Origin of the sequence: Hamadaea sp. NPDC051192 (genome assembly GCF_040682475.1) — a bacterium.
GTDB lineage: Bacteria > Actinomycetota > Actinomycetes > Mycobacteriales > Micromonosporaceae > Hamadaea > Hamadaea flava.
The window spans coordinates 22,790-42,606 of the sequence record NZ_JBFBAZ010000054.1; the positions used below are offsets into that span (position 1 = coordinate 22,790).

At 70.2% G+C, this 19,817-nt stretch carries 18 protein-coding genes; 9 read left to right on the forward strand and 9 right to left on the reverse strand.

The features are described from left to right. Nucleotides 1-194: 194 nt before the first annotated feature. Nucleotides 195-4,862, forward strand: a complete 4,668-nt coding sequence (locus tag AB0M47_RS22760) for a hypothetical protein (protein WP_363417063.1) — start codon at nt 195-197, stop codon at nt 4,860-4,862. On the opposite strand, the gene AB0M47_RS22765 is transcribed toward AB0M47_RS22760, so the two are convergent. Next, a complete protein-coding gene (locus AB0M47_RS22765; RefSeq protein WP_363417066.1) occupies nt 4,856-6,010 on the reverse strand; it encodes an FAD-dependent oxidoreductase in 1,155 nt (384 codons plus the stop codon). The two genes, AB0M47_RS22760 and AB0M47_RS22765, sit on opposite strands and share 7 nt — an antisense overlap. A gap of 108 nt (nt 6,011-6,118) precedes the next feature. On the opposite strand from AB0M47_RS22765, the gene AB0M47_RS22770 reads away from it, so the two are divergent. The 3 genes from AB0M47_RS22770 (at nt 6,119) to AB0M47_RS22780 (ending at nt 7,890) form a co-directional block, all read left to right on the forward strand. Then, complete coding sequence (locus AB0M47_RS22770) at nt 6,119-7,036, forward strand: hypothetical protein (RefSeq protein ID WP_363417069.1); 918 nt, start codon at nt 6,119-6,121, stop codon at nt 7,034-7,036. Between the two features lie 90 nt (nt 7,037-7,126). After that, nucleotides 7,127-7,549 carry an ATP-binding protein gene (locus AB0M47_RS22775; RefSeq protein WP_363417072.1) on the forward strand — a complete coding sequence of 141 codons (423 nt, stop codon included), beginning with the start codon at nt 7,127-7,129 and terminating at the stop codon, nt 7,547-7,549. 14 nt (nt 7,550-7,563) lie between these two features. Beyond that, nucleotides 7,564-7,890, forward strand: coding sequence for an STAS domain-containing protein (locus AB0M47_RS22780; protein WP_363417075.1), 327 nt, complete (start codon nt 7,564-7,566; stop codon nt 7,888-7,890). Here the strand turns inward: AB0M47_RS22780 and AB0M47_RS22785 are convergent. Further along, the gene (locus AB0M47_RS22785) at nt 7,868-8,227 is read right to left on the reverse strand and encodes a MerR family transcriptional regulator (protein WP_363417078.1); all 360 of its coding nucleotides are present in this window, start codon (nt 8,225-8,227) and stop codon (nt 7,868-7,870) included. The genes AB0M47_RS22780 and AB0M47_RS22785 overlap by 23 nt on opposite strands. A 62-nt stretch (nt 8,228-8,289) precedes the next feature. On the opposite strand from AB0M47_RS22785, the gene AB0M47_RS22790 reads away from it, so the two are divergent. Then, nucleotides 8,290-9,180, forward strand: a complete 891-nt coding sequence (locus tag AB0M47_RS22790; RefSeq protein WP_363417080.1) for a polysaccharide deacetylase family protein — start codon at nt 8,290-8,292, stop codon at nt 9,178-9,180. Nucleotides 9,181-9,199: 19 nt separating this feature from the next. On the opposite strand, the gene AB0M47_RS22795 is transcribed toward AB0M47_RS22790, so the two are convergent. Genes AB0M47_RS22795 through folE form a run of 3 tightly spaced genes read right to left on the reverse strand, consistent with a single transcriptional unit; the run spans nt 9,200 to nt 11,888 of the window. Next, nucleotides 9,200-10,039, reverse strand: a complete 840-nt coding sequence (locus AB0M47_RS22795; RefSeq protein WP_363417083.1) for a hypothetical protein — start codon at nt 10,037-10,039, stop codon at nt 9,200-9,202. 34 nt (nt 10,040-10,073) lie between these two features. Next, nucleotides 10,074-11,291 (reverse strand): FAD-dependent oxidoreductase, encoded by a 1,218-nt coding sequence (locus AB0M47_RS22800; RefSeq protein ID WP_363417086.1) that lies wholly within the window; start codon nt 11,289-11,291, stop codon nt 10,074-10,076. Nucleotides 11,292-11,303: 12 nt separating this feature from the next. Next, a complete protein-coding gene (folE, locus tag AB0M47_RS22805; protein WP_363417089.1) occupies nt 11,304-11,888 on the reverse strand; it encodes a GTP cyclohydrolase I FolE in 585 nt (194 codons plus the stop codon). 100 nt (nt 11,889-11,988) lie between these two features. On the opposite strand from folE, the gene AB0M47_RS22810 reads away from it, so the two are divergent. Next, nucleotides 11,989-12,648 (forward strand): helix-turn-helix domain-containing protein, encoded by a 660-nt coding sequence (locus tag AB0M47_RS22810; protein WP_363417092.1) that lies wholly within the window; start codon nt 11,989-11,991, stop codon nt 12,646-12,648. Here AB0M47_RS22810 and AB0M47_RS22815 read toward each other — a convergent pair. Next, on the reverse strand, nt 12,645-13,553 hold the full coding sequence (locus tag AB0M47_RS22815) for a DMT family transporter (protein ID WP_363417095.1): 909 nt from the start codon (nt 13,551-13,553) through the stop codon (nt 12,645-12,647). The two genes, AB0M47_RS22810 and AB0M47_RS22815, sit on opposite strands and share 4 nt — an antisense overlap. 140 nt (nt 13,554-13,693) lie before the next feature. Further along, nucleotides 13,694-14,866, reverse strand: coding sequence for a hypothetical protein (locus AB0M47_RS22820; RefSeq protein WP_363417098.1), 1,173 nt, complete (start codon nt 14,864-14,866; stop codon nt 13,694-13,696). Nucleotides 14,867-14,963: 97 nt separating this feature from the next. On the opposite strand from AB0M47_RS22820, the gene AB0M47_RS22825 reads away from it, so the two are divergent. Continuing rightward, nucleotides 14,964-15,380, forward strand: a complete 417-nt coding sequence (locus tag AB0M47_RS22825) for a nuclear transport factor 2 family protein (protein WP_363417101.1) — start codon at nt 14,964-14,966, stop codon at nt 15,378-15,380. 45 nt (nt 15,381-15,425) lie between these two features. On the opposite strand, the gene AB0M47_RS22830 is transcribed toward AB0M47_RS22825, so the two are convergent. Next, entirely contained in the window at nt 15,426-15,914 is a 489-nt protein-coding gene (locus tag AB0M47_RS22830; protein WP_363417140.1) for a MarR family transcriptional regulator, read from the reverse strand. Between the two features lie 109 nt (nt 15,915-16,023). Here AB0M47_RS22830 and AB0M47_RS22835 point away from each other — a divergent pair, with 109 nt between their 5' ends. Together AB0M47_RS22835 and AB0M47_RS22840 are read left to right on the forward strand one after the other, a co-directional pair. Further along, complete coding sequence (locus AB0M47_RS22835) at nt 16,024-18,126, forward strand: MMPL family transporter (protein ID WP_363417104.1); 2,103 nt, start codon at nt 16,024-16,026, stop codon at nt 18,124-18,126. Between the two features lie 98 nt (nt 18,127-18,224). Beyond that, nucleotides 18,225-18,554: a metalloregulator ArsR/SmtB family transcription factor gene (locus AB0M47_RS22840; protein ID WP_253763948.1), complete on the forward strand. Its 330-nt coding sequence runs from the start codon at nt 18,225-18,227 to the stop codon at nt 18,552-18,554. A gap of 140 nt (nt 18,555-18,694) precedes the next feature. Here AB0M47_RS22840 and AB0M47_RS22845 read toward each other — a convergent pair whose 3' ends face one another. Continuing rightward, nucleotides 18,695-19,723, reverse strand: a complete 1,029-nt coding sequence (locus AB0M47_RS22845; RefSeq protein ID WP_363417107.1) for a cation diffusion facilitator family transporter — start codon at nt 19,721-19,723, stop codon at nt 18,695-18,697. Between the last annotated feature and the right edge of the window lie 94 nt (nt 19,724-19,817).

Genomic DNA, 19,817 nt, shown 5'->3' on the forward strand with positions numbered 1-19,817 from the left:
CTTTCGTCGATTCCCTGACACTAATTGCCGTCGATGTAAGCGAGTCAAGGCGACGACGGTGCCAGGCTGTGTGCCGATTCCGGAAAAATTGCGCTCCGAATCCGTGTTGCTACAGACAGTAGCTGAAATGTCGGCAATGATCCTCAAAGGTGTATTAGGTAGATTCGGGGTAACTGGGGGTTTCCGTGCCACGAGTGTCCACTCGGCTCCGTCGAGCGGCGGCGGCGTTCGCCGCGATGGCGGTGGCGGTCGGCGGTGTCGTCCTCCCCGCGGCCCCGGCCTTCGCGGCGGTCATCGGGATCGACAAGTCGACGACCGGGGTGCCGGCGGACGGCGTCGAGCCGGGCGGAACGTTCACCTACGTCATCCGCGTCGACTGCACGTCGCTCGCGGAGGACTGCCAGAACGTCACGGTCACCGACACGTTGCCGGAGGAGTTCACGGCCAACGTCGTGCCCGGCACCTACACCTGGTCCGGCGGGCCGGATACCGACCCGCCCGGCGGCACGGTGTTCCCCGGGGTTCCGCAGTACACCTACACCTACGACGCGACGACCCGGGAACTGACCTTCACGGTGCCATCCATCCCGGCGGGCAACTCGTCCTCGGTCCAGATCGGTATGACGCTGCCGGCGGACACCGAGGTCCCGGACGGGACGGTGGTCCCGAACACGGCCACGGTCACCGCCGACAACGCCCCGACCGCCAGCGACGACGCCGACGTCAAGGTGCACGTGCCGGTGACCGTCGACGTGAAGGCGACCAAGGACTGGCAGGACGGATCGGCGCTGGCCCAGTCGGGCGAGGAAAGCACGGTCACCCTCGGCATCACGAACAGCTCGACCGGCGCCGCCGACGTGACGAGCATGACGCTGACCGACCAGACGAACGAGGACCCGGCCACCGACCCCTGGAACTACTTCGACCTGACCGGCTTCGGCGCGGTGACCTATCCCGACGGCGCCGACCAGGTCCAGATCCGCTACTGCACCCTCCCGTACGCCCAAGCCTGCGGGGCCTGGACGGACGGCGCGGTGCAGACAGGTTCGCCGATTCAGGCCGACGCGGGCGTCGATCTGTCCACGGTGACCGGAGTCCAGTTCGTGTTCTCCAGTTCGACCGGTGATCCGCTGCCCAACGATGCCTCCGGCAGCGTCGCGTTCACCCTGAAGCTGCGCGACACCGAACGGGTCGACGGCAGCACGATCGAGCCGACCCAGACGCAGACGGTCACCGACTCGGCCACCCCGTCGGTCACCAACGACGACGGGACGACCACGGGCGACCCGGCCAGCGACACGTATCAGATCGTGCCGAACATCGCCAAGGTGGACGTGTCCAAGAGTTGGTTCGCCGACCAGGACGGCGACTATGTGGCCGACAATCCGCCGAGCGCGCCCGCACAGCGCCGCTGGCCGGTTTCGGCGGACGTCACGGCGACGAACACCTCGCCGTTCCCAGTCGAGACGATGACCGTCCGTGAGCCGTCCGCCTCCGATCCGCAGAGCGGGCTGAGCGTGACGGACCTGACGCAGATCCGGCTGAGGTTTCCGGACGGCGCCGCGACCGCCCACGTGACGATCACCTGTGCCGACGGGTCGACCGTGACCAAGGACCTGACCAGCCCGCCCACGACGGTCGAGCTGAACCGCCCGGCCGACTTCACCTGCCCGGCCGCGGGTCCCGACGACGCGAGCATGAAGGTCACCTCGATCGAGGCCGTGTACGCGAGCCCGCCCGGCACCGCCGCGATCGATCCGAACGCGACCGCGGGGCTGGACTTCCACGGCACGCTCGACGACAACGCCGTGCCCGCCGACTCGCCGTTCACCAACTGCGCCGACGCGAACGCCGTCAACACCGGCAACGGCTCGACCTCGGCGACCGCGACCGCCTGCGGCGACTTGACCGTGACCACCGGCGGCCGGCCGTCCGGGCCGGGCACCAAGTCGGTGAGCCAGCAGGAACTGCCCGAAGACACCCCGATCGACTACACGATCAGCTTCCACAACGACGGCAACGCCCTCAACGACTTCGTCCTGGTCGACCCGCCGAACGTCGAGGACCTCACGGACGACACCCAGCCGTTCTCCGTAGCGAAGATCAATTCGATCACCGGATCCTGCCCGGACAATCCGGCCGACATCGTGCTGCTGATCCCGAACCCGCCCGGAGCGCCGCAGCAGGTCCCGTACGCCACGGCCACCCCGGAGCAGCTCGACGCCGCCCGCGGCTTCTTCGTCCGAGCCGACACGCTGCCCGCCGGAGCCGACTGCAACCTGACCATCGAGGTCGAACGGCGGGAAGGCGTCACCGACAGCGTCACGATCAAGCAGTGCTACCTGATCCTGGCCGGGGGCGGCCCGGCGATCAATGGGAGCGTCGAGGACTCGACCTCGTGCGCGCCCAACGTGGTGACCAGTCCGCCCCGCAGCGCGGCCAGCCTGCAGAAGTTCATCGAGCCCGGCGACGTGCCCCGGCCCACGCCCGGCCTTGATCCGCAGCTGGCCACGGTCAAGCTACGGATCGCCAACACCGGCAACACCCACCTGAAGTCGTTGACCATCACCGACTTCGACGACGACGGGGCGGGCTCGGACTTCTTCCGGTCGTTCGACTTCGTCGCCTTGCAGGGCGTGTCGTTCCCGCCTGGGGCGGACCGGGTCCAATTCGACGTCTGCACGACCGGGTGCGCCGCCGGAACCTGGATCACCGGTACGCCCACCGCGACGAACCCGCCCCCGTTGCCGGGCGGTGTGGCAGCCGGCGACGTACAGGGCATCCGAGTCACGTTCACCTCCTCGGATCCGGCGCACGACGGCTTCAACCTGCTGCCCGGTGAGAACTTCCCGACGAGCGGGCCGTGCGTACAGGCGTCGGTGTGCTTCACGGTCACGCCCCGGGCGACCGATCGGGAGACCGGCGATCCGGTGCTCGGCACCTACGTGGACACCGCCGACGGCAGCGGTGAGGCGCTGACCAGCCTCGGCGGCCAGTTCGACATCCCGCCGGTGACGGCCGACCTGACCGTGACGGAGGGCCGCCCGGCGATCGACGTGGACAAGGCGGTCGTCGGCTCGGCGAGCCTGGCCCCCGGCCAGACCGGATTCCTCGATCTGACCGTCAAGAGCACCGGCACCGCCGCGCTGCCCGACCTCGAAGTCTCCGACCCCATCCCGGCCTGGCTCGAGTTCGATGACGCCGGGGTCAACGGCCAGCCGTACGCCATCCAGCAGTTCGACGTCCCCGACGGCACCCAGCCGCCCGGGCCGGAGGAGTTCACCGCCGAGACCGACGACACCGGCCGCGTCACGCGTCTGGTGTGGAAGTTCCCCGGCCTGTTCGCGCCGTCGAGCGTCCTGGTCATCCGGATCGGCGTACGCATGGCGCCCGGCGCCTCAGCGGGTGAGTCCATCACCAACACGATGGGGGCCGGTTCGTCCAGCACCGACGAGTTCGACTGCAGCGACAGCCCGCCCGACGGGCAGGTCACCGGCGACCCGTTCCTTCCCGGCTTGAACTGCACCGCCAGCGCCGACCTGACCACGACGGCGGGAGCCTCGTTCCGCGCCGTCAAATGGATCGCGGGCAACCCCGACCTCGGGCTGTACGACACCCGGACCAAGGAGTACGTCGCCCTCGACGATCCACAGTGCCCACACCTGGTCCGGGAGAGCGTCCAGTTCACCCACTACCCGTGCGTCGCGTTGACCTACCCGGGGCAGAACCACACCTACCTGGCGCGGCTGACGAACAACGGCACCTATCCGGCGCGGGACTCCCGCCTGGTGGACGTGCTGCCGAAGCCGGGGGACACCGGCGTCATCGACCCGGCCGACCGCGGAACGATGTGGGACGTACGCCCACGCCTGGTCGCCGCGCCGAGCGTCGTCCCGGTCGGCGACGCCGACCCGATCTCCGCCGACCTGACCTACACCGCGGACGACCCGGTGTGCACCGACGACCTGTACCCGCCGGCCACCTGCGCCGCCGGTGACTGGACGCCGGACTTCGACGCCGACGCGACCGGCTTCCAGATGTACGCCGAATTCGCCGATCCCGGCCTCGCCCCGGGCAAGTCGTTCGACGTCGTCTGGACGATGACTTCGCCGCCCGACCTCGCCGACCGGGTCAGCCCGTCGATCGCGTGGAACTCGTTCGGTCACACCGAACTGATCAACATTCCGGGCGGGACGCAGCAGGCCGCCCGGACCGCCGAGCATCAGAAGGCAGGCAAGCACCGGACCGTCCAGCAGCAGAAGGCAGGCAAGCACAAGATCGCTCGGAGCGGGGCGCAGCAGCGAGCAGGGGACAGCAACGACGAACAGCTCGGCGCGGTCGAGCCGCAGAAGGTCGGCGTCGGCCTGGTCTTCGGCAACGTGGAGATCACGAAGAAGACCGTCGTCGAACCCGGCGCAACCGGTTCACCTGGCCCGTTCCAGCTCACCTACACCTGCACGGTCACGCCGGACACCGGTGACCCGGTCGTGATCCGGGAGGGGACGGCGGAGTTCGACACCGGCGACCCGTTCGAGCTGAAGGACGTCTCCGCGAACGCCACCTGCGTCCTCTACGAGAGCGACAGCAAGGGCGCGCTCTCCGATCACGGGCAGGACAAGCCGATCACCGTCGTCGTGCCCTGGGACGCCACCGCGAAGCCGATCACCGGCACCGTGACGAACACGTTCCCCGCGCCCACGCCGCCGGCGCCCAGCCCGAGCGGCAGCACCAGCGGTGGCGGGGACGACCTGGCTCAGACCGGTACGCCGTTGCTGCCGATCGCCGCCACCGGTCTGACGGCGATCCTGCTCGGACTCGTGCTGACGATCGGCGCCACCATCCGGAGGCGCACCGGTCAGTAGTCTCGGAGCGTGACGGCGGTGGCCGCCTCGTGGATGGTGTCGGCGACCCGGCCGATGATCGCCCGATGGCCGGGCAGGTGCGGTAGCAGCCTCATCATTCGGGTCTGCGCCCACACGCCGAACGCCGATCCCACGACCATGCCCCGGAGGTTGCCGGCGGCCAGTGCCTGATTCTTGGCGACGAAGTCGCGCAGCTGCGCCTCATAGGCCGCGAACCCGCCGGCCGGATTCGCGGCCAGCTCACCGGCCAGGGCGTACGCGCCGACGAGGGCGAGGCTGGTGCCCTGGCCGGAGGCGGGCGACGGGCAGAAGGCCGCGTCGCCGACGAGCGCGATCCGGCCCTTCGACCACGAATCCAGCCGGACCTGCGCGAGGGTGTCGAGGTAGAAGTCGGGCGCGTCGGCGGCGTACCCGATCAGGCGGGGCACCTCCCAGCCCATCCCGGCGACCGAGTCGGCGAGAAACGTCCGGGGGTCGACGTTCGATTCCGGGCCGGCGAACAGGAACAGCGCTTTGGCTGATGGCCCGCCGGTGCTGTAGACGTTGACCGTGCGGCCGGGGGCCAGGTGCACCGCCTCCTGCCGGTCCAGGCCGAGATGATTCGGCACGGTGTAGATGGCGATGTGATGGCCGAGGCTGTGCGGGACGGTGTCCCCGAAACACAGCCGCCGAGTGCTGGAGTGCACGCCGTCCGCGCCGATCACGAAGTCGAACTCGCGCTCCTCGCCGGACGCGAAGGCGACGCGAACCTGGGCGTCGTCCTGTTCGGCGGCCACGACGTGGGCGCCGAACACGTGCTCCAGACGATGCCGGGTCTGCTCGTACAGCAGCTGCGTCAGGTCGCCGCGCATGATCTCCAGGTCGCCCGAGTGCCGCCCGCCGAACAGCTCCGCGTCGAGCACCGCTACGGCGCGGCCACGTTCGTCATATTGCGTCGCGGTTCGCATCGCGGTGGCCCGGTCGCGGATCGCGTCCTGGAGTCCCATGCGCTCCACCACGTCCACGGCGGTCCCGCGGATATCAACCTTGTAGCCGCCGTCCCGGAGTTCCGGAGCCCGCTCGACGACCGTCGGCTCCCACCCGTGCCGGTGCAACCAGTACGCCGTGGCCAGACCGGCGATCCCCGCTCCACAGATCAACACCTTCATGGCAGTCACTCTGGCCGCGTGAGCGGCTCTGCCGCCAGGCTTCGGCGCTTCAGCAAGCTGCATCGGCCGGGGAACTTGCTGCAGGCGGCAGGCGGTAGATTCTGGCGGGTGAGCATGCGCGGACTGGGCGTCGCCGCCGACGACGAGCTGGCCTATCGGACCCTGCTCCGCGATCCGGCCGCCGATCTGCCCCCGGAATCGGTACGCCGTCTGACGGTGCTGGGCCTGGTCACCGTGACCGCCGACGGCATGCCCGCGGCGGCCGATCCGCGTACGGCGATCGAGCGGCTGATCGGTCGGCGGCTCGGCGAACTGGACGAGGAGATCGCTCAGATCCACGGCGCGCGGACGTCGGTGTCGTCTCTGCTCGCCGAGCTTCCCACGGCCGACGAGAGCGACACCGCCGAGCAGATCGAGCGGATCGATGGCCGGCCGGCGGCCCAGCAACGCATCTGGCAGACCACTCAGGACGCCGACGAGATCCTCGCCATGCACCGGGATCGGCCCGACCTCGCCTCCGGCATCCTCGAACGCACCTTGCTCGGGCTCGAACGCGGGACCGCGTACCGCACGATCGTCCATCGCGACATGATGGCCGTCCCGGCGATCGCCGAGTATCTGCTGACGATCCACCGGGCCGGCGACCGGCACCGGATCACCGGCGACGAACTGCACCCGCTGATCGTCGTCGACCGGGCGGTGGCGTTCGTGCCGATCACGCCCGGCGAGGCGGAATCAGGTGCGCTGATGGTGCGTCAGCCGGGCATGGTCGCCATCCTCGTCGACCTGTTCGAGCACACCTGGCGCCGATCCGCCGAGCTGGAACCCGAACCGGCCGGCCCGACCGAATCCGAGCTGGCGGTGCTGCAACAGCTCGCGGTGTACGCCAAGGATGAGGCGGCCGCCCGGGCGCTGGGGATCTCGGTACGCACCTTCCGCGCCCGGGTCGCGGCGGTCATGGGCCGCCTGGGGGCGGCGAACCGCTTCCAAGCCGGCGTACGCGCGAAGCAGCGCGGCTGGATCTGAGCGGACTCCGAATCACCACCCGCTCGCCGTCACCGTCGCCTGACTTGCATGAGAACTCCGTCGACTGGGTACCGGCATTGTGGACCGGACGTGCCGACCGCAAAGGAGGTGAAGGCGTTGAGTGAATTGACCGCGAGATTCGACCTGCCGCTGGGCCTGCGCGCGCCGGCGGCGGCCCGCACGTTGGTGCGAGACATGCTGATGGCCTGGGACCTTCCGGACATCGGCTGGCTCGACGACGCCGACCTGCTGGTCAGCGAGATCGTCAGCAACGCCGTCTGCCACGGCGGCGGCTGCATCGAGCTGAGTGTGCAGTCGCATGAGCAAGGTGTCACGATCAAGGCGGCTGACGGATCATCCGTGGTGCCCCGGCGACGGGCGGCCGGCGAGAACGGCGGCTTCGGACTGCAGATCATCGAGGCCATCTCGGAAGGGTGGGGCGTGGAAGAGTTCCAAGGCGGCAAGCGGGTCTGGGTGCGGCTGCGCCCCTGCCCGTCGGTCGCGGCGTTCTGAGAGCGAGGGCGTTGATGCTGACGATCACCGATCGATGGGAGGGCCCGGTCGCCTACCTCGTGCTGGCGGGCGAACTCGATCTGCTGACCGGCGTCGACCTGCTCGCGGCTACCGAGAAGGTCAGTGAGGCGACCGAGATCATTCTGGACTGCCACGAGTTGCGGTTCTGCGATTCCTCCGGGATCGGCACGCTGCTCCTGGCGCGAGAGTCGGCCCGAGCCGTGGGCGCCGACCTGCGGCTGATCGGAGTCACCGGTCTGGTGCACCGGGTCCTGCTGGTCACCGGCGTGCTGACCGAGTTGACCGGGGGAGGACCGATCAGCGATCAGCCGCCGCGCTGATCACGTCGTCGAGGACCGCCCGGGAGTTGCGCAGCTCCACGATCAGCCGGTCGATCCGGTCGCGTTCGGCGGTCAGGTCGCCGACCAGCTGGGCGTCGGCGATCTCGGACGGCCCGCCGTCGGCGTCTCGCATACACGGCAGGAGCTGGGCGATCTTCTGGCTGTGCAGGCCGGCGGCGAACAACTCCTGGATACGGATCACCCGGTCGACCGCGCGCTCGGGATAGTCCCGCTGGCCGCCGGGCGTACGCTCGGCGGCCAGCAGGCCTTGCTGCTCGTAGTAGCGCAGCGAGCGTTCGCTCACCCCGGTACGCCGCGCCAGCTCACCGATGCGCATCGCCGAACCTCCACGAGAAAAGACTTGAACTTGACACTGATGTCAAGTCTTACCGTCATCGCATGGCAAACACAAACCTCTTCGACTACAGCCCGATCACCGAGCGCGCGCCGATCGCGTGGCCGGACGGCAAGAAGGTCGCCTTCTACGTCGGGCTCAACATCGAGCACTTCCTCATCGACCGGCCGTCGACCAGCATCTGGCCGGGAACGGCCGACCTCGTGCCGGACGCGCTGAACTACGGCTGGCGCGACTACGGCGTACGCGTCGGGGTGTGGCGCACGATCGAAAGCCTGGACCGGCACGGCATCAAGGCCAGTGCGCTGCTCAACTCCGACGTCGCCCGGCACTACCCGCAGATCGTCGAGGCCGGCAGGCAGCGCGACTGGGCCTGGCTCGCCCATGGGCGTACCAACTCGATTCTGCACACGGGGATGGACCCGGACGAGGAGAAGGCGTTCCTGACCGACGTGGTGGACACCATCGAGGCGGCGACCGGGCGTCGGCCGCGGGGATGGATGGGACCGGGGCTCACCGAGACCTTCGAGACGCCCCGGCTGCTCGCGGAACTGGGCTTGGACTACGTCCTGGACTGGAACAACGACGACCAGCCGTACCGGCTCACCGTGCCCGGTCTGATCAGCGTCCCGTACTCGGTCGAGCTGAACGACCTCGGCCTGTTCGGCAAGGGCACCAGCGGCCCCGAGTTCGTCCGCATCGTGCGGGACCAGTACGAGCAGTTGCTGGCCGACTCCCAGGACAGCGGCCGGGTGATGGCGCTGGCGCTGCACCCGTTCGTGACCGGGCAGCCGTTCCGGGCCAAGTACGTCGACGAGGCGCTGGCCTTCCTGGCGGCCCAGCCCGACGTGTGGCTGACGACCAGTGACGAGATCGCCACGCACTACACGACGCACTCGACAGAGGTCAGTTCCGAGCCGCGTGGACGAGGCTGACGGCACCGGATCCCGGCGGTCAGGTGCGGGGTCGCCGGGCTCCGATGACCAGCGCGAGCACACCGCCGACCGCGAGCACGATCACGGCGTACTTGAGTTTGGCGGCGTCGGTGAACAGCGCCTCACCCGCAGCGCTGTCCCGCGTCGCCGACAGGACCGTGCCGCCCAGGTGACCCAGGCCCTCGGTGGCGAGCAGGTAGACGCCTGCCAACGCGCCCGCCACCGGGAACCACGACAACGCCGGGTTCTCCGAGCGCAGCCAGCGGACCGAGTGCATCGCGGCGAGCAGGCCGGCGACCGCCGGTTGGAGCAGCAGGAACCGGCTCTCTCCGGTCGCGCCGCCGCCGAGCATCGTCAGCAGGGTCGGCTTGAGCACCGACAGGATCAGGCCGGCGAACAGCACCCAGGTCATCGCCCACAGGCTGGCGTCGAGCACCGCGCCGGGCAGCATCGCGAACGCGCCCCCGAGGACGCACGCCGCCGCCACGGTGACGCTGAGCATCATGACCGACGTGCTGTCGCCATACGCCAGGCGTACGCCGAAGGCGGTCACGACACCGAAACCGGCCCCGGTGGCGAGCCCGACGAGCAGCCGCCGGACGGCGCTCGTATGACGGGACCCGGCGGCGGCCGCGATCGTCGCCGCCGTGACGAGGGCGGAGCTGATGACGTCGGGCATCGCGTCGACGGCCGCGCTGATCGGCCCGGGCGCGCCGGGCACTCCATGCAGTGACGCGTACGCCGTGAAGACCGTGATGGCCAGCCACAACAGCCCGAGGTAGACCTCGGTCCGCATCGCGCTGTTGTCGCCGGCTTCGTCAGCGGGGGCGTCGAGTTCGGTGAGTGCGTCGTCGGCCACGGCGCACTATAACGCGGTCGTTTGTGGACCGATCTCAGGGTCGGACCTCGCTCAACGGCACCTCGGTGTCGGCGAGTACGCCCAGGTCAACCGGTTTGCGCGTACGGATCAGCCGCTGGATGTCGTCGCTGACGTCCCACACGTTGACGTTCATCCCGGCCAGTACGCGCCCGTCGCGGGTCCAGAACGCGACGAACTCGCGGCCGGCCCGGTCGCCGCGGAACACCAGGCGGTCGGCGTCGCCGGGCGCGGCGAATCCGGCGTACTCGGCGCCGAGGTCGTATTGGTCGGTGAAGAAGAACGGCAGCCGGTCGGGCGGCACGGGCAGGCCGAGCATCGCGCGGGCGGCCTCGGGTCCGCCGTCGAGCGCGTTGGCCCAATGCTCGGTGCGGATGTGCCGGCCGAACGTCGGGTGGAAGGCGCACGCGACGTCCCCGGCGGCGAAGATGTCCGGGTCGGAGGTGCGGTGCTGGGAGTCCACGACGACGCCGTTGCCGACGTCGAGCCCGGCCCGGACCGCGAGGTCGTCGTTCGGCCGCGCGCCCACCCCGACGATCACGACGTCCGCGGGCAGTTCGGTGCCGTCGGCGAGGCTGACCGCGCGTACCGCGGTGTCGCCGTCGAACCGGCTGAGCTGCGCGCCGAACCGGAACGTCACGCCGTGGTCGCGATGCAGGTCCGCGAAGACCTGCGCGAGGTCCGGCCCCAGCACGCCGAGCAGCGGCAGGCTCGCGGTCTCCACGACCGTCACGTGGGCTCCGCGCGTGCGGGCCGCCGCGGCGATCTCCAGCCCGATCCAGCCCGCTCCCACGATCACGACGTGTACGCCGTCCCGGAGCGCGCCGGAGACGTGATCGGAGTCGGCGAGCGTACGCAGGTAGAGCACGCCGTCGAGGTCGGCTCCGGGCACGGTCAGCCGCCGTGGCGAAGATCCCGTCGCCAGCAGCAGTTTGTCGTAGGGGAGCACGTCGCCCGAGTCGGTCGTGATCCGGTGCGCGGTGCGGTCGATGTCGACGACCGTCGTCGCCGTGCGGATCTCGACGCTGCTCTCGGCGTACCAGTCGGGCTGGTGAACGTAGACGTCGTCCCGCGGGGTCGTGCCGAGCAGGAGGCCTTTGGACAGCGGCGGCCGTTCGTAGGGCAGTTCGGCCTCGGTGCCGATCAGCGTGATGTCGCCGTCGAAGCCTTCGTCGCGCAGGGTCTGCGCGGCCTTGGCGCCCGCGAGCCCGGCGCCGATGATGATGTGTCGCATGTGGACTCCTGGTCAGCGGGGCTGGGTGAGGGCGAGGAACTCGGCGCGCGAGCGGGCGTCCTCGCGCAGCGTGCCGAGCAGCGTGGAGGTGACGGTGCTGGCGCCGGTGGCCTGTACGCCGCGCAGCGTCATGCACAGGTGCTCGGCCTGGATGACGACGCCGACGCCCTTGGGCGACAACTGATCCGACAGCCAATCGGCGATCTGCTTGGTCAGCCGCTCCTGCACCTGCGGGCCGTGCGCGAACAGTTCGACGACGCGGGCCAGTTTGGACAGTCCGAGGATCCGCTCGCCGGGCAGGTAGCCGACGTGCGCGACGCCGACGAACGGCAGCAGATGGTGTTCGCACACCGACCGGATCGGGATGTCGCGGGCCAGCACCAGCTCGTCGTAGCCCTCGTCGTTCGGGAACGTGGTCGGCCGGAACGGGCGGGGACTGAGCAGGTCGGCGTAGGCGCGGACCATGCGGGCCGGAGTCTCCCGCATGCTCTCCGAGCCGACGTCCAGTCCCAGCGCCGTCAGCAGGGCGGCGGCGGCCTGCTCGGCGGCGACCAGGTCACGCTCGGGCACTCGGGGCCGTACGGCGGTCAGCTGCATGATCACTCCCATGTTTTCGCCAACTGAAGTTGGTCTTATTCGCATCCTCCATCCGGGGCGGCGTTATTTCAATAGCCAACGTTGGTGATATTCTCGAGACGTGGCGGAACACGTGTGGCAGTCGGTGTCGGTGCTGGCCGATCCGGTCCGCCGCGCCCTGTTCGACCACGTACGCCGCCAGCACCGCCCGGTCACCCGCGAGGAGGCCGCCGACGCCTGCGGCGTCTCCCGCAACCTCGCCGCCTTCCACCTCGACAAACTCGCCGAGACCGGGTTGCTGCGGACGGCGTACGAGGCGCCCGCGGATCGACCCCGGGGACGGGGACGGACGCCGAAGGTCTACTCGGCCGGCGACGACCTCGAAGTCGCGATCCCGCCCCGGCGCTATGAACTGATCGCCAGCGTGCTCGCGGCGGCCGTCGCCCGGGAACCTGCCCATGCCGGCGAGGCCGCCCGGGAAGAGGCGTACGCCCGAGGCCGAGCGCACGGCACCCCGGTGCACGGACTGACGGAGGCGGCACACCTGCTGGACGAGCTCGGCTTCGAACCGGCGATCGAGCCCGGCTCGCCTGGCGATTCCGACGTGCTCGTCTTGCGGAACTGCCCGTTCCACGCGCTCGTCGCCGAGCAGACCGAGCTCGTCTGCGGGCTGAATCACGCGTACGTCGAAGGGGTGCTCTCGGGCGATCCGGCGCTCGCCGCGCGGCTGGCGCCCCGGCCCGACGCGTGTTGCGTCGAGGTCTGCCGGCGTCAGGGCTAGTTCGTCGGCTGGGCCTGGTTCTTGGGGCGGGCGCCGAGGGTGGCGCCGGCCGACGCGATCACCACGCACACCACCGCGAGCCACTGCGTCCCCAGCAGCGCCTCCTGGAGCACGACGAGGCCGATCACGGCCGCCACCGCGGGTTCCAGGCTCATCAGGATGCCGAAGACGTTCGGCGGGATGCGGCGCAGCGCCTCCAGATCCAGCGTGTACGGGACCACCGACGACAGCAGCGCCACGCCGAGTCCGGCGATCAGGACGCCGGGGTGCAGCAGCGCCGTCCCGCTGTCGGCGACGCCGACCGGCACCGCGATGCAGGCGGCGATCGCCATGCCCAGCGCCAGCCCGTTGCCTTCGGTCGTATGCCGGCCGAGCGCGGCGCCGACCAGGATGTACAGGCCCCAGAGTGCTCCGGCGGCCACGGCGAACAGCAGCCCGGCGAGGTTGAGCTCGCCGCCGCCCTCCATCAGCAGGAATACCCCGCTGCCCGCGAGCGCGACCCAGACGACGTCCAGCCATCGTCTCGACCCGGCCAGCGCCACCGCCAGCGGCCCGAGGAACTCGACGGTCACCGCGATCCCGAGCGGGATGCGGGCCAGCGCCAGGTAGAAGCAGAGGTTCATCAGGCCGAGCACCACGCCGTAGCCGAGCACGACCGTCCAGGCGCGGCGGCTCAGGCGTACCGACGGCCGCCACACCAGCAGCAACACCGCGGCCGCGAAGAACAGCCGTAACGCGACCGTGCCGAAGCTGCCCACCACGGGGAACAGGTGCTTGGCGACGGCCGAGCCGAGCTGGACGCTGACGATGCCGAGCAGGACCAGCACCGTCGGGGGGACCGAGCCGAAGACGCGGGCGTTCAGCGACGGGGTGTGCTCGGTCGGGGCGGTGCTCACTTCTGTCACGGTTTCATGATCGACGCCGCGGCCGCAGGTGGTCACCTGCTTTTCCATGCTCACTGGCCGCTCGCGCATCGACCGGCGGCGGGCGCTGCGACGCCCGCCGCCGGTCGGTCTACTCAGTCCGGGGCGAAGGCCGGCCCCGGTCAGGCGACGACGGTCCACCCCGGTGCAGCTGCGGTCAGGTGCGCCGAGCCGCCCTGGAACGCCCCGGCCTTCGTGACCGCCGCGCCGCCGAAGCTGATCGCCTGCGGGTGGGCGATCTCCACCGCCACCGAGGCGTGCACCAACTTCGTCCCGGCCGGAGCGCCGTACGGGCCGAAGCCGAACTTGGGCGCGGTGACCAGGTGTTCGGTACCACCGGTGATCGAGATCAGTCCATTGTCGACACCAGTACGCCCGGTGGCGGCCGGGTTGGTCATCCCGCCGTAGAACCAGCACCGGTCGAGGTGGACGCCCTGCCCGCCCGCGATGATGATCTGCGCGCCCTGGCAGTTGTCCGTCCCCGTACGCCCGGTGCAGTCGAACTTGGTGCCCAGCAGTTGCAGGTCGCCGTAGGAGCCGTCGATGCGCATGCCGGTGGCGGTCTCGGTGGTGATGTACAGCTCGCCGAAGCGCGATTCGCTCATGTGCGTGAAATGCCAGTAGTACGCGTTCGCGGGCAGGCTGGGGGAGCTGAGGTAGGAGTTGCCCTCCAGGAAGTAGTACGAGTCCGAGCCGCCGATCTTGAACTGCGTGCCGGTGCCGTTGTTGCAGTACATGCGCTCGATCGAGCACCGCAGATGACGGGCGTGCATGACGGAGCGGAAGGACTTGAAGCCGATCTCCCGATACCGGGCGTCCTGGGTGAGCGGCCCGGCGGCGAAGTCGGTGACCTGCTGCTGGAAGTCGTTGGCGCCGGTGCCCTGGAAACAGATGCCGCGGATCGCGACGTCCCGCACCGCCGTCGCCCGAAGCAGGTACGCCCCGGTCACCTTCACCAGGCAGGACTCGCCGAACTCGGTCTCGCTCCCGCCGAGCGGGCCGGACCAGCGCATGCCCGGGAAGAAGGCGTAGTCGGCGGCGAAGGTGTACGCGCGAGCGCCGAAGACCAGCGTCGGCGCATACGTCTGCGCGGCCGCGTACGCCATCGCGGCGGCGAGCTTCTCGTCGTCGGTCGTCCCGGCGAAGCTGTCGACTTCGGCGTACCCGTTGGCGGTGGTGGCCGCGGCCGGAGCGGCGACGGCGAACGCACCAGCGGTGGCGCCGGCAGCCGAGACACCGAGCAACTTCAGCGCGGAGCGGCGGGCGGTGCGGGATTCCTCAGGGGAAGAAGGCATGGCCGCCACGATCGCGTGGTGGACGACGGCCGTCAATCCATCCAGCGTTGTAGATCAAGGCAAACTTTCGCCGTACTCGACCGTGTTTACTTGATCCATGACGGGAACCCCGACGCCGGCGGAGGTCTTCCACCGCCTGGTGCAAGCCGTGTGCGACGAACGCTGGCAGGACGCCATCGACCTGTACGCCGACCGCACGAACGTGTCGCATCCATTCGCGGCGGATCAGTCGCCGATGCTGAGCCGGGAGCAGTTGAGCCACCACTTCACGCCGCCGCCCGGCTGGGTGTCGCCGATCCGGCGGCAGCCGGTCGACATCCGGGTGCACGAGACCGCCGACCCCGAGGTCATCGTCGCCGAGTTCGAGTACCAGGGCGTCACGATCGCCAGCGGCGAGCCGTTCGCCGTCCCGTGCGTGTTCGTCATGCGCGTACGCGACGGGCTGATCGTCGAATCGCGCGACTACATCGACCACGCCCGGTCGGCCCGAGCCCGCGGCGAAGAGCCCCGCTGAGCCGTGACGGTCCCCGATAGCGGCGGCGTTTCCCGATAGTGCTGGTCAGCCGCGCGTACGCAGGTCGTCGCGGTGTTCGCGCATCGAGCCGACGATCGCGGTCAGGAACCGGTGCACCCGCTGGAGGTCCTCGTCGCTGAACTCCGCCATGACGTTCTGCGTACGCCCGGCGAGCGGGCGGAAGAACTCGCGCGCGACGGCCGCGCCGTGGTCGGCGTACCGCAGGAAGATCTTGCGCCGGTCGGCGATGTCGCGGTCCCGGTAGACGTGACCCGCGGCCTCGAGCCGGTCGATGACCCCGGTGACCGCGCCGGACGAGAAGTTGAGTTCCTCGCGGAGCGTGCCCGGCGTGATCGGCCGGCCGGCCAGCTCCGCCTCCATGATCAGGAGCAGGGCGTGCAGGTCGGCGTGGCCGAGCTGGTTGTGGGCGGCGAACGCGTCACCGATGTGCTGTGAGTGCGTCGAGTAGAGGTGGAGATCGCTGATGATCTCGCCGATCAGCCTGGCCCGGGGGTCGTCGGCGCGTTGGAACACGCTGTCCGTCACGGAAAGCACTATAACCTCGCGGGGTGGGTATCTCTGATGGCGAGATAGTCGTCTGCGATGATGTTCGGGCGACGAGAAAACCCTGAGGAGTGGAACGATGCTGCGTGTGCTGACCGGGCGGTTGACCGCCTGGCTTGTCCTGGCGGTGGCGATACTGGCGGCCGGGGCCCTCATGGGTGTCGGCGGTGAGGCCACGACGACCAACGACGCCACCGCGGGGCTGCCTGATTCGGCCGAGTCGGTGCGGGTGGCGCAGCTGCAGAAGCAGTTCCCGAGCGGCCAGGTCAACCCGGCGCTGGTCGTGTACGCCCGCGACGGCGGCCCGCTGACCGAGGCGGACGAGCAGAAGATCGCGGCCGACTCCGCGGCGTACGCGAAGTTCGCCGTCGGGGGACAGGTCGCCCCGCCGGTCACGGCGGAGCAGGAGGGCGCCGTCCTGGTGGCCGTGCCGCTGCCGGCCGACCAGCAGATCGAGGACCTGTCGGAGACGATTCGGCAACTGCGCGCGATCGCGGCCGACGGACGCCCGGACGGGTTGACCGCTCAGGTCACCGGTGGGGCGGGATTCACCGCCGACATCGCCGCCTCGTTCAACGGTGCGAACACGACCCTGTTGCTGGTGACCGTCGTGGTGGTCGCGGTGCTGCTGCTGATCACCTATCGCAGCCCGTGGCTGTGGCTGATCCCGCTGGCCGTGGTCGGCTCGGCCGACATGGTGACCAACGCGTTGCTGGCGTTGCTGAACCGGACGTCCGGCCTGCTGCTCGACCCGTCGACGACCGGCATCGTGGACGTCATCGTGTTCGGCGCGGGCACCGACTACGCCCTGTTGCTCATCGCCCGTTATCGCGAGGAGCTGCGCCGCACCGGCGACCGCCGAGAGGCCATGCGCCGCAGCGTACGCTCGGCGGGCCCGGCGATCGCGGCCAGCGCGGTGACGGTGATCCTCGGCCTGCTCACGCTGCTCGCCGCGCCGTTGACGTTCAACCGGGCGCTGGGGGTGGCCGGGGCGATCGGCGTCGCCGTCGCGGCCCTGTTCGGTCTGCTGGTGCTGCCCGCCGCGCTGGTGGTCTGCGGCCGCGGCCTGTTCTGGCCCTTCGTTCCCCGCGCTGACCAGCCGGACGACACGACGGGCCGCGGGCTGTGGGCGCGCGCGGGTGCGCTGGTCGCCCGGCGTCCCCGGATGATCGTCGCGCTGTCGCTGGTCTTCCTCGCCCTGCTGTCGGCCGGGCTGTCGGATCTGCGCGTCGGCCTGAGCCGGACCGAGCAGTTCCGCGTACAGGCGGAGTCGATCGACGCGCTGACGACGCTCGGCAAACACTTCCCGTCCGGCGCGGCCGATCCGGTGATCGTGCTGGCCAAGGAGGGCCGTCAGGGCGCGGTGTCGGCCGCCGTCGACGCCACCGACGGGGTGGCGAGCGTACGCCCGGCGGAGAAGGCGAACGGCTGGGTGGCGTTCGACGTCGTCCTCGACGCCGAACCCGACTCGACGGCCAGCTACGACACCGTACGCGCACTGCGTACGGCGGTGCACGGCGTCGCCGACGCGGACGCGGTGGTCGGTGGCACGGTGGCGACCAACCTGGACGAACGAGAGGCGTCGTTCACCGCGCTGAAGCGCGTGGTGCCGCTGGTCCTGGCGGTCGTCTTCGTGATCCTCCTGCTGTTGCTGCGATCCCTGGTCGCGCCGGTCGTGCTGGTGCTGACCGTCGTGGCGACCTACTTCGCGGCCCTGGGCGCGGCGAATCTGCTGTTCGTCCACGTGCTCGACTACGCCGCGCTGGACAACGAGGTGCCGCTGCTGTCGTTCCTGTTCCTCGTGGCGCTGGGCGTGGACTACAACATCTTCCTCGCCACCCGGGCGCGGGAGGAGGCCGTGCGCCACGGAACCCGGGCCGGGATGCTCACCTCGCTGAGCGTCACCGGCGGCGTGATCACCAGCGCGGGCATCCTGCTCGCCGCGGTCTTCGCCGTGCTCGGCGTACTGCCGCTGGTGACGCTGACCGAACTCGGGATCATCGTGGGCATCGGCGTCCTGCTGGACACGCTGCTGGTTCGGACGCTGCTCGTCCCGGCGCTCGCGATGCTGTTCGGCGAACGGTTCTGGTGGCCGGGCCGCCCGTACCGGGGCGCGCCGCCGGTCGTCGTCGAGCCGGGGGAGCGGTCCGAACTCACGCCGGAACCGTCAAGCCGGCGCTGACCCGGCCGCCGACGGTGGCCACGGGAGCACAGGATTCACGCTATCTTGTATTCAGCAGGTTATGTACTATCGCTGGTGTGAAGACCCTGGACGACGCCATCCCCGTGGCCACCCGAGGACAGGTGCTGGCCCGCTTCGGCCACGCCCTGTCCGACCCGACCCGGGCCCGGCTCCTGCTGGCGCTGCGGGACGGGCCGGCGTACCCGTCGGATCTGGCCGACGAGCTCGGGGTGTCGCGGCAGAGCCTGTCGAACCATCTCGCCTGCCTGCGCGGCTGCGGCCTCGTGGTCGCCGTCGCCGAGGGCCGCCGCTCGCGCTACGAGCTGTCCGACCAGCGGCTCGCCCACGCGCTGGGCGACCTGCTCGGCCTGGTGCTCGCGGTCGACCCGACCGTCTGCCCGCAAGCCGAGCGCGACGACTGCTGCTGATGACGTCGCTGCGCGCGGCCGATCCCAGTCCGGCCGCGCGGCGCGCGACGCTGGTGCGCCGGGAGCGTTGCTGGAGCCGTCGGCGACCCGCTGCGCGGACGGCTGCTGCGATCCGCGATGACACCGTGCGGTCCGGCCGATCAGTGAGCGTGATCCTCGGCGCTGTGCACGGGTCCGTGCGCGTCGTCGCAGTGCGGGGCGGTCGCCTGCTGCCCGATGGTCAGCAGGTCGTCGCCGACGTGATCCACCTGCAACGTGGTGTGGCTGATCTGGTGCCCGCGCAACAGCGTCTCCAGCTGACCGCGTACGGCGTGACAGTCGCGGCCGGGATCGACCAGGACGTGCGCCGACAAGGCAGGCTGACCGGAGGTGATGGTCCAGACGTGCAGGTCGTGCACCTCAACGACACCCGGTACGCCGGCCAGCTGGTCGCCGATCGCGTCGGGGTGTAGGTCGGCGGGCGCGGCCTCGAGCAGGACGCGGCCGGAGTCGCGCAGCAGGCCGATGCCGGCCTTGAGCATCAGGGCCACCACGATGAGCGTCGCGATGCCGTCGGCGCGGTCGAACCCGGTGAGCACCATGACCAGGCCGGCGATCGCGGTCGCGATGAAGGCGTACAAGTCGTTGAGGATGTGCTGGAACGCGCCCTCGACGTTGAGGCTGGTCCGGTTGGCCTTGCTGATCGCCCAGGCGGCCGCGATGTTGATCGCGACGCCGGTGAGCGCGGTGACCACGACGAGCCAGCCGTGGACCTCGGGCGGGTCGATCAGCCGGCGCACCGACTCGTAGCCGAGCCACCCCGCGAGGATGACCAGCGACAGGCCGTTGGCCTGTGCGGACAGGATCTCGGCGCGTTTGAGGCCGTAGGTGTAGCGGCCTTGCGCGGGGCGCGCGGCGAGGCGGATCGCGATCAACGCCAGCACGATCGACGCGGCGTCGGTCAGCATGTGCGCGGCGTCGGAGATCAACGCCAGCGAGCGGGCGATCAGGCCGATGACGACTTCGACGGCCATGAAGCCGCCGATCAGCGCCAAGGCTAGGGACAGCCAGCGGCGGTCGGCGTCGGCCGAGACTCCGTGGCTGCGGTCACCATGGCCGGTCTCGCCGTGGCTGTGGTCACCATGGCCTCGGCCTTGGCCATGGCCGTGCTCATCCTTGGGGGTCGACACGGTGCCGAATGGTACACGCGACAGTGAATTCAGCCAATCTTGAACATGAATGTCGTCTTCCTTCCCTGTTTGGCCAGGATCACGCCGCGCCGGG